The sequence below is a fragment of the Streptomyces anatolicus genome (assembly GCF_019400875.1).
Lineage (GTDB): Bacteria > Actinomycetota > Actinomycetes > Streptomycetales > Streptomycetaceae > Streptomyces > Streptomyces anatolicus.
On the sequence record NZ_WMBF01000217.1, the window covers coordinates 1 to 10279 of the forward strand.

Annotated in this window: 8 protein-coding genes; 3 read left to right on the plus strand and 5 right to left on the minus strand. The window is 67.3% G+C overall.

Annotated elements, in window-relative coordinates; translation table 11 throughout:
• The first annotated feature begins 379 nt into the window (after positions 1-379).
• A complete protein-coding gene (locus tag GKQ77_RS19395; RefSeq protein ID WP_258021576.1) occupies positions 380-523 on the plus strand; it encodes a DUF6408 family protein in 144 nt (47 codons plus the stop codon).
• A 74-nt stretch (positions 524-597) separates the two neighbouring features.
• On the opposite strand, the gene GKQ77_RS19400 is transcribed toward GKQ77_RS19395, so the two are convergent.
• The 3 genes from GKQ77_RS19400 to ychF all read right to left on the minus strand — a co-directional run bounded on the left by GKQ77_RS19400 (position 598) and on the right by ychF (position 6268).
• Complete coding sequence (locus GKQ77_RS19400; protein WP_258021577.1) at positions 598-2706, minus strand: DUF2075 domain-containing protein; 2109 nt, start codon at positions 2704-2706, stop codon at positions 598-600.
• 191 nt (positions 2707-2897) lie between these two features.
• Positions 2898-4784: a DUF2075 domain-containing protein gene (locus GKQ77_RS19405; RefSeq protein ID WP_219690186.1), complete on the minus strand. Its 1887-nt coding sequence runs from the start codon at positions 4782-4784 to the stop codon at positions 2898-2900.
• A gap of 395 nt (positions 4785-5179) precedes the next feature.
• Complete coding sequence (ychF, locus tag GKQ77_RS19410) at positions 5180-6268, minus strand: redox-regulated ATPase YchF (RefSeq protein ID WP_219690187.1); 1089 nt, start codon at positions 6266-6268, stop codon at positions 5180-5182.
• A 225-nt stretch (positions 6269-6493) separates the two neighbouring features.
• Here ychF and GKQ77_RS19415 point away from each other — a divergent pair, with 225 nt between their 5' ends.
• Positions 6494-7129: a DUF6542 domain-containing protein gene (locus tag GKQ77_RS19415; RefSeq protein WP_219690188.1), complete on the plus strand. Its 636-nt coding sequence runs from the start codon at positions 6494-6496 to the stop codon at positions 7127-7129.
• Positions 7130-7155: 26 nt separating this feature from the next.
• Here GKQ77_RS19415 and ppgK read toward each other — a convergent pair whose 3' ends face one another.
• Complete coding sequence (gene ppgK / locus GKQ77_RS19420) at positions 7156-7899, minus strand: polyphosphate--glucose phosphotransferase (RefSeq protein WP_219690189.1); 744 nt, start codon at positions 7897-7899, stop codon at positions 7156-7158.
• Positions 7900-7950: 51 nt separating this feature from the next.
• Complete coding sequence (locus GKQ77_RS19425; RefSeq protein ID WP_219690190.1) at positions 7951-8943, minus strand: 4-hydroxy-3-methylbut-2-enyl diphosphate reductase; 993 nt, start codon at positions 8941-8943, stop codon at positions 7951-7953.
• A 133-nt stretch (positions 8944-9076) separates the two neighbouring features.
• Here GKQ77_RS19425 and GKQ77_RS19430 point away from each other — a divergent pair.
• On the plus strand, positions 9077-10279 hold a 1203-nt coding region (locus tag GKQ77_RS19430), incomplete at its 3' end, for an APC family permease (RefSeq protein ID WP_219690191.1).

Here is a 10279-nt window from a genome sequence, read left to right on the forward strand (position 1 = left end):
GGGCCACCCCGGCCCCTGCGTTACCCCTACCGGTCCACGCTCAGCAGTGGTAGCGAGCCACACGGATGACGATCTCCTTGTCGGTCTCCTGCCATCACCGTCGGCTTGCTCCCACAGTGGACGGGCAGGCGTCGGCCGTCGAGGCCGGTGTGCGATGCCCACTACTGGGGGCTACAACCGCCCGAGCCAGGTTCAGCTCCAACTCCGCTAGCCAGGGGGGTTGTTGTCCCGATCAGGGTCGCGTCTCGTGAGATAGGCTTTTACTGCTGCGCACCTTCCCGGAGGGTACAAGGCGGAGTCCACGGTTCAGTCCAGTGGCTGTGAGTGACGAATGGGACGGATGCCCGGTAGGGCGGTCCTACCGTTCCGAACTCACACCATGGAGTGGGCCTTTATGGAACCGGTCGAGTACAAGCCTGCGCGTCGTCCCTGGATCCGCGAGATCCTGGCCGGCGCCGCCGCGAGCATGCTCTCCAACCTCGTGTGGGAGGCACTGGCGGTGGCAGCGCGCCACCTCATCTGAGGCAGGCATGTGGCGGGCCCGGTGAGCCCGCCACTCTTCGGCCCATCTCGCTTCCGCCACACGACGAAATTCCTTCAGAAGAGCAGTTCCTGCCCTGGAGGGGTGTCGTTTCCCTTCCTCTTCGGGCTGGGGAGATGCGGTATACGCGCCTCGGCAGGGAGGTTTTCCCACGTGGGCCGCAGGCCGTGTATCTGCACGTCACCTACGCAGCTCTTGAGGTACGTCTGTGTCTCCTCATCCGTGGAGTACAGCACCGTCGCCCGGCTCGCCCTGGTCATGAGCACGTGGTACGCGTGCCGAACACATCGCGCGAACTCCTCCTCCTTTTCTTCCTCACTTCCCGTCCCTTCGCGGAGCTTCATGTCGAAGGAACCGGGCACTTTGACACGTTTGACCTTTCTTTCCGGGTCCTCACATGGCTGCCCCTTGCGGTAGACCCAGCGGTCGCCGCGTCTCACCATGTCCTCGCCGAGGATCACCCCGCACCAGTCCCACTCAAGGCCCTGGGCCGTGTACACGCAGCCGATCTGGTTGATGCCGAACGGGTGCACCGCCCATTTCGTGGACGGGGGCACCGCTCCGTTCTCGCGGAAGGAGTCGCCTTTGGCGTTCCAGGGTCGGTGCCAGTCACCGATCCGAACGTCTGCCTCGAGCCGCCCGGCCTTCCCCTTTCCCACCGGCTCGGTCCACGGCCAACAGAAGCCGGCCACCATGCGAGCCGTCGCTCCCGCCTGTGCCTCCGTCCTGATGATGTACTCGAGTTCCTCTGGGCTCTCGGCCACCTCGACATGCATCAGACCGTCGGGGGTCCACTCGGTGGTTCCTGTCTCGATGTCGAGGACAGCCCGTACCCAGCGGATGTAGGCGTCGCTGCCCCCGCAGCGCCATTCCTCCCTGAGTCCATAGTGGAGTGGAGTGATCCCCCGTGCTCTTGCGGCTTCCTCGATCAGGCTCACCGTTCCGACTTCCTTGGGTCGCACGGACTGACTCTCATCGAGAAAGAACACCGTGAGGCGGGAGGCATCGAGCAGATCGTCCACCTGAGGCTGCTTGCCCGACTTCTCCTCCCGGCGGTACATGTCGATGGTTCGCTCTCTCAAGCGATGCGCCTCGTCGCAGATGAGGACGTCCAAAGGAGGGTCCGGGGGTGTCACGAAGTGGCTGAAGTAGGCGAATCTCTTCTTGAACTCCTTGTCGGTGTAGCCCACCTGCTCTTGGAGCGCCCCGTTGAAGGCGCGGCTGCCGCTGGCGTACTTCACCGTTTTCCCGGCTGCCTCGAAATCGGCCCTGAGCTGTAGACCCACGGCGCTCTTTCCGGTACCTGCACCGCCCGTCACGATGAACACTGCTCGTTCGTCGTTCGGTGGCGGTGCGGGCTGACGCGGATCGCCGAAAACCAGAGCGGCCCGTTCCAGAACACCCGCCGCCACTTTCTTCTGCTGTCCGCGCAACGTGAACACCGTGTCCTCCCCACGAGATCTGATCATCGCGTCGAGAAGCGGCGTGTTGCGCAGGTTCATGAACCGTAGGAGTTGCTCGGCCTCGGAAGCTGCGCCATCCTCCGCGAAATGCCGTCGCAAGTCCACAAGGAGCAGATCGCGGCTGTCGCGGGTGTACACACGCTCATACGCTCCGGTCGGCGCCAAGGTATTGAGCAGCGGTCGAACCGAGTCATCGGTGGCATTGTGCAGATACGCGAATCCACCGCATTCGACCGTGATGCCACGCAGAGGCCCCTGGTCTCCAGTGAACAATTGGTAGGAGTTCCTGAGTTGCAACGCAGGATGCTTTTTGTGCCTCTTGAACCCCGGCACACTCACGAGCTCTGCGATGGCGGCTTCAACCTGCGTCACCATTGACCACCGCTTCAGCTCAACGAGTTGGAACGACGGCAGACGCGTCTCCGGGTGCCGGCCCACGAGCACGACATCGATGAGGGACGGCTCCCCCTTCTTCGGTTCGTCGACCGTCGCCGCGCACTCGACGACCATCTCGACGTTGCCCCGCTCCGCCTCAACCAGGTCTTCCGCCAATTTGACCAAGCTCTCGGCCCATGCCTCCCGTTCCGTATCGGACACATCGTGTCCTCGGAAGTACCGGTATCGCGCAGCGAGATGCGGCACCATCCGCCGCCGCGAGTTCAGAGTAAGCAGGTCCTGCGCAGACAGCCTCAGCAGGAGCATGGACACGAGGTGGTTCCCCCAGGGCACGAGTGACTCGTGCGGGTGGGGGCGTGTCCTCGTGGAGGAAGCCCGTCGGGCCGCAATTGCTATGAGTGATCTTAGGGAGCACGACAGATCACGCGCACTCCCCCACCGGCTCACGGCATGTCAGCGGCAAGTTGGCGAAAAAGCTGCGCGTTCAGGCCGGTCGCTCACGCCGCGACAGCCACACTCCGCCCGGCACCCAACAGTTCACGCAGTTTCTCCTGCGTCTCTCGATCCGTGGAGTAGACGACCGTGCCGACCATCCCGCGGGTCAGCAACACCTTGTACGTGTTGCGGATCAGACGATCCACATCGGTGTCCGGGGTAGAGCGTTTGAACACCGGATCCTTGGAGGCCGTACGGTCCGTCACCCACCGGTCCCCGCGCCACACCAGGTCGGGGCCGATGATGACGCCGGACCAGTCGTACTCGAAGCCCTGGGCGGTGTAGACGCAACCGATCTGACCGAAGCCCGCCGGGTCCGTCGCCCACAGGGCGGATGGCGGTGCGCCGGAGACGGAGCGGTCGCCGCGCAGGTTCCAGGGGCGCGCCCAGGCGCCGATCCTCACGTCTGCCGGAAGGGGCTGTCCCGGCTTGGGTTCCGGGGACCACTGCCAGCAGTAACCGGCTGACATGCGAGCGCTATAGCGCTCTCCGCGGCGGCCGTCCAGGAAGCATTCCATCTCTTCCGGGCTGTCGGCCAACAGGAGTTGCATGCGGTCATCCGGGTCCCACACCACCGGGCCGCCGGGCTCCAGCCCCAGAAGCCGTACCACCCAGCGCAGGTAAGCATCGCTGCCTCCGCACCGGAATTGACTTTCCAGCCTTACGACGGAGCAGTTCAGCCCCCTGCGTGCCGCCGCGGCTCGAATGTCTTCCACCGTTCCCATCTCGCCCGGGCGTACGACCTGGTGCTCGTCGAGCAGGAAGACCGGCACTTGGGCCACGTCTATCAGTTCGTCGATCTGCCGCTTGCCGTTCCGGCGTGCGGCCGGCGTGTACCGGTTGGCGGATGTCTCACGAATGCGGTGGGCCTCATCGCAGACCAGGACGTCGAGGCTGTTCTTCTCCGTCGTCATGAAGCTGTTGAAGTACTTGAAGAGATCCTGCACTTCGCGTTTCCTGGCACCCGCGACCTTGCGCATCGTCTTGGTGAAGGACTGGGACCCGGTCGCGTGCAGGGCCGGGGTGCCTCGCCGGTACAACTCGCCGAGCAGGGAGAGCGCGATGACGCTCTTGCCGGTGCCAGGACCACCGGTGATGACCAGGACTTCCTTGTGGTCGGAGTGCTGAGCCTTGCGTACCGCGTTGAGGACCTTGCGGTAGGCGACCTGCTGTTCGTCGAGGAGCACGAACTGCTCCCTCTCGCGGACTTCCTGAGCCGCGACCGCCATCAGCTGCTTCGAGGGGACCGTCTTGCCCGCGAGCAGCGCGTCAGCGGCTGCTGCGCCCGGATGCTCAGGGCTGAACCGGGCACGGAGATAGTCGATGAACCCCCCACGGGTGTCGCCCGCGAACAACTGGCCCCACTGGTCGGACTCGATCTCGCGCAGTGCGGCCACATCGAACTCGGTCGCGTTATGCAGGAAGGCCACTCCCCCGGCCCTCTCCGGGTGGCCGGCGACAGCGCCGTTGAAGTTCACGAGGTACTCGCAGTAGCGGCGCACCTGCTCGATGGGGTTGAGGACCGGCTGAGTATAGGAAGCGACGTGGCAGAGGGCCGGGTCGTCCTCGTCCGGGAACACATCGCTCCACTGCTTGAGCTCCACCACGAGATAGGAGGGGTCGCCCGTGCGCGGGTGGATCCCGGCGAGAACCGCGTCAGCCCGCTTGCTGTTCATCGGGAGCGCGTACTCGAGCATGACCTCCACGTCACCGAGTCCCGCGTCATTGAGCGCTGCGACCAGCTCGGGGATGCTCCGCTCCCAGGACCGCGCCTCCGAGGAAGAGGGCTGGTAGCCGTGCCTGCGGGTGAATTGTTCGGTGAGGTGGAGATAGAGCGAACTGTCGAGCGCCATGACGGCGATCGTTTTCGCGGAAGCGCGGAACAACAAGGACTTCCCCCGGGCAGCACGAATTAGATCGTGCGGGTGGGGGCATGTCCTTCGAGACTCCACGAGGTGGAGCGGAAGCCCGTCGGGCCGCATAGACGACGTGTTCGAGGGTACCTGGCGGTATCGACTGTCGTACCGGTGGTCGCATCAGCAGCACGCGTAGCGCTTGGGGCCTGGGATCCTCTGCGGGTACACATCATGATCCGACCTCGACAACGCGGGAATGCGCGGCGGCAGGAGAGTCGGGCTCTACGCCGGGTTCTGTCCCAGCACCGTCCCCCTCCACATCCCGGCACAATCCCAGCACGGGAAGAACAAAGGGCCCGACCCCAAAGAGTCGAGCCCCTTCTGACCTGCACGTTCGCCAGATCAGCGAGGTGGTGTCAAGTCGTCCGCTACACGTTGAAGCGGAACTCCACCACATCCCCGTCCTGCATCACATACTCCTTGCCCTCCATGCGCGCCTTGCCCGCCGCGCGGGCGTCGGCTACCGAACCCGTTTCGACCAGGTCGGCGAAGGAGATCACCTCGGCCTTGATGAAGCCCTTCTGGAAGTCCGTGTGGATGACGCCCGCCGCCTCAGGGGCCGTCGCGCCCTTCTTGATGGTCCAGGCTCGGGATTCCTTGGGGCCTGCCGTGAGGTAGGTCTGGAGGCCCAGGGTGCGGAAGCCGGCGTGGGCCAGGGTGGCGAGGCCGGGTTCTTCCTGGCCCACGGACTGGAGGAGTTCGAGGGCCTCCTCGTCGTCCAGCTCGGCGAGGTCCGCCTCCAGCTTGGCGTTGAGGAAGATCGCCTCGGCAGGGGCGACCAGCGCGCGCTGCTCGGCCTTGAAGTCGTCGTCCGTCAGCTCGTCCTCGTCCACGTTGAAGACGTAGAGGAAGGGCTTGGTGGTGAGCAGGTGCAGGTCGTGGAGGAGCTCCGAGCGCTCGGAGCCCTGGACGACGCCCTGGGAGAAGAGCGTGTCACCGCGCTCCAGGATCTCCTTGGCCTCCTCCACCGCCTTCACCTTCGGCGCGATGTCCTTCTTGATGCGCGACTCCTTCTGGAGGCGCGGCAGGACCTTCTCGATGGTCTGGAGGTCGGCGAGGATCAGCTCGGTGTTGATCGTCTCGATGTCGTCCTTGGGCGAGACCTTGCCGTCGACGTGGACGACGTTCTCGTCCTTGAAGGCGCGGATGACCTGGCAGATCGCGTCCGACTCGCGGATGTTCGCGAGGAACTTGTTGCCGAGGCCCTCGCCCTCGCTCGCGCCGCGCACGATGCCCGCGATGTCGACGAAGTCGACCGTGGCGGGGAGCACCTTCTGCGACGAGAAGATCTCGGCCAGCTTCGTCAGGCGGGGGTCGGGGACGCCGACCACGCCCACGTTCGGCTCGATCGTGGCGAACGGGTAGTTGGCCGCCAGCACGTCGTTCTTGGTCAGGGCGTTGAACAGGGTCGACTTGCCGACATTGGGCAGACCGACGATTCCGATCGTGAGCGACACGTTGCGACTTCCCGTACGTCAGGGCTGGGTGGGGTGGTCCCCTCGTACCCGCGCTTCGTGCGTGCGCTTCGTACGTGGGCCGATCCACCAGTCTACGGCGTGCCGCCGGCTGCCCCTCCGGACGGCTGTCCGCCCGGCCGTCTCCCTGTCGAACGCATGGCCAAGGTCACCCAAAGGGCGTGTCCCGCGACTGATTCCGCGCCGGGGCCGACCTAGGTTGGTCCAGTGGAGCAACACAGGACGCGTCCCTCTCAGTCCGAGCCGAAGGCCGCCGCGGGAGCCCGGCCCCGCCGGACCGCGCCGCTGCCCCCGCAGGGCAGGGCGGCCGGGTCCGGCACCGTGTACCGGGCCGCGGCCCGTCCGCGCCGGCCCGTCCCGCCGTTCGTGCGGGCGCTGCGCCGCTCCCCGCTCTACCGCAGGCTGCGGCAGATGCCGAACCCGCGCCTGACGGGGCTCGGCAGCGGCCTGTTCTGCGCGGCCGTGATGTTCCTGTTCGCCTGTCTGCTGCGGCTGCTCTTCGGCAGTTCCCTCGTCGCGTACGGCGTACTCTTCGTGCCCGTCGCCGCGCTCACCGCGCTGTGGGTGCGCCCGGCCGACCTGGTCACCGCCCCGGTGGCCGTGCCGATCTCCTTCGCCGCCGGGATCCTGCCGATCTCCGGTGGCACCGGCGGGTTCGGCGGCCAGGTCATGGGGCTCGTCACCTCGCTGGCGCTGCACGCGGGATGGCTCTACGGAGGCACACTCGTCGCCGGAGTGATCGTGACCGTCCGCAAGGCCCGGCTCATGACCCAGCGGCGCAGGCAGCCGCGCCCCGCCCAGCCCCGTCAGCCGGGCGGCGGGAAACGCGTCCCCGCCGCCTGATCCAGCCGGCCCGGCACCGACGAGGGCTACGCCTTGCCGTCCGCCGCCATCGCCGCGCCCACGATGCCCGCGTTGTTCTGCAGCTGCGCCGGGACGATCTCCGCCGAGATGCCCTCGATCAGCGGCAGGAACTTGTGCGCCTTGCGGCTCACCCCGCCGCCGATGATGAACAGCTCCGGCGAGAAGAGCATCTCCACGTGCGCGAGGTACTTCTCCACGCGCCGCGCCCAGTGCTCCCAGGTCAGGTCCTCGTCCTCGCGCGCCTTGGAGGAGGCCTTCTTCTCCGCGTCGTGGCCGTTCAGCTCCAGGTGGCCCAGCTCGGTGTTGGGCACCAGGCGGCCGCCGGTGAACAGGGCGCTGCCGATGCCCGTGCCGAGGGTGAGCATCAGGACCGTGCCCGTACGCCCCTTGCCCGCGCCGAAGTGCATCTCCGCGACGCCCGCCGCGTCCGCGTCGTTCAGGACGGTCACGGGGGCGCCGCCGAGACGGTCGGAGACCAGGGCCCGGATGTCCGTACCGATCCAGCTCTTGTCGACGTTGGCGGCCGAGCGGGCGGTGCCGTCGGTGATCACTCCGGGGAACGTGGCGCCGACGGGCCCCGTCCAGCCGAAGTGCTCCACGACCTCCCGCACGCCCTCGACCACCGCTTCCGGCGTCGCCGGATGCGGGGTCAGGACCTTGTGCCGCTCTTTCGCCAGGTCCCCACGGTCCAGGTCAACGGGAGCGCCCTTGATCCCGGATCCGCCGATGTCCACTCCGAAGATCTGCATGGCCCCCACGTTACGGGGAGGGTCAGCGCTGTGACAGCTCCGCCGGCCGGGTCACCGCTGCGACAGCTCCGCCGCCTCCGCGCGCAGGTCCCTGCGCAGCTCCTTGGGCAGCGAGAAGGTGATCGACTCCTCGGCGGTCTTCACCGTCTCCACGTCGCCGTAGCCCCGCTCGGCGAGCCATTCGATGACACCGTCGACCAGGACGTCCGGCACGGAGGCGCCCGAGGTCAGGCCGACCGTGGTGACACCCTCGAGCCAGGCCTCGTCGATTTCGTCGGCGTTGTCCACCAGGTGCGAGGCGGGGGCGCCGGCGTCGAGGGCGACCTCGACCATACGAATCGAGTTCGAGGAGTTCTTGGAGCCGACGACGATGACGAGATCGGCGTCCTCGGCGAGCTTCTTCACCGCGATCTGGCGGTTCTGCGTGGCGTAGCAGATGTCGTCGCTCGGCGGCGAGAGCAGGTTCGGGAACTTGCCCTTCAGGGCGTCGACCGTCTCCATCGTCTCGTCCACGGAGAGCGTGGTCTGGGAGAGCCATACGACCTTGTCGGGGTCGCGGACCTCGACGTTCGCCACGTCCTCGGGGCCGTCGACCAGCGTGATGTGCTCGGGCGCCTCGCCGGACGTACCGATGACCTCCTCGTGGCCCTCGTGGCCGATCAGGAGGATGTCGTAGTCCTCCTTGGCGAACCGCACCGCTTCCTTGTGGACCTTGGTGACCAGCGGGCACGTCGCGTCGATCGTCGCGAGCTTGCGCTCGGCGGCCTCCGCGTGGACGGTCGGGGCCACGCCGTGCGCCGAGAACATCACGATGGAGCCCTCGGGAACCTCCGCCGTCTCGTCGACGAAGATGGCCCCCTTCTTCTCCAGCGTCTGCACCACGTATTTGTTGTGGACGATCTCGTGGCGTACGTAGATGGGGGCCCCGTACTGCTCCAGGGCCTTCTCGACGGCGATCACGGCACGGTCCACGCCCGCGCAGTAGCCACGGGGAGCGGCGAGCAGGACACGGCGGGAGCCAGGCGTTGCAGTCATGCCTCCCATCGTAAGGCCGCGTCCTGGGCCTCCCGCATGGCCGCGTCCGGCACGTCCCGTAAGGCCGCGTCCAGCGCGTCAAAGATCGGCGGGTTGGGGAGACTGGAGGCCCTGCGTTGATCTACGGAGGCACGGAGGCACGATGTCCGGACAGTCCGCCAGTACGGGAGCCCCCTCCGAGGGGGCCGAGCGTGCCGAGACCGCCGATGGCACAGGGCTGCGGCGCAGTCTCGGCTTCCGGGACCTCGTCGTCTACGGTCTGCTCTTCATCGCCCCCATGGCGCCGGTCGGCGTCTTCGGCACGCTCGACGCGAAGTCGCACGGCGCCGTCGCCCTCGTCTATCTGATCGCCACGGTCGCGATGGCGTTCACCGCTTTCAGCTACGCGCAGATGGTGCGGGTGGTGCCCCAGGCGGGGTCCGTCTTCGCCTACGCGCGCGCGGGGCTCGGAAAGGGCCCCGGGTTCATCGCCGGGTGGATGGCAATGCTCGATTACCTGCTCATCCCGGCGGTCGCCTACCTCTTCTCCGGTATCGCCATGAACGCGCTCGTCCCCTCGGTGTCCCGGTGGGTGTGGACGGCGATCGCGGTGCTCATCACGACCGCGCTGAACCTGTGGGGGGTGCGGGCGGCGGCGCGGGTCGGTTTCGCGGTGCTCGCCATGGAGGTCGTGGTCCTGATCGTCTTCATCGTCGCGGCGGTGGTCGTACTGGTGCAGGACGGGGCGCGGCGGGAGTGGCTCTCGCCGCTGACGGGCGACGGTTCGCAGGGCGCGTTCGCTCTCTCGGCGGTGGTGGGGGCGGTGTCGATCGCCGTCCTGTCCTATCTGGGCTTCGACGCGATCGCCTCCTTCGCGGAGGAGGTGACGGGAGGGTCGGCGAAGGTCGCGCGGGCGGTGCTGTTCTGTCTGGCGCTCGCGGGTGTGCTGTTCGTCGCCCAGACGTATCTGGTGGCCCTCCTGGAGCCGCTGTCCTCCGCCGAGCTGGCCGCGGAACCGGGCAAGCAGGGGACGGCTTTCTACGATTCCGTGGACTCGGCGGCCGGGGCGTGGCTGCATGATCTGGTGGCCGTCAGCAAGGCGATCGGCGCGGCGTTCGCGGCGCTTGCGGGGCAGGCCGCGGCGGGACGATTGCTCTTCGCGATGGCGCGGGACCGGCGGCTGCCGAAGGTGCTTTCCCGGACGGACTCCGGGACGCCTCGGGTAGCGCTGCTGTGTGCGGCCGTGGTGACGCTGGTGGCGGCGGTGTGGGCGGCTCGGCGGGACGACGGGATGGACCATCTGGTGTCCGTGGTGGACATCGGGGCGCTTACGGCCTTCCTGTTGCTGCACGCGAGTGTGGTGGGG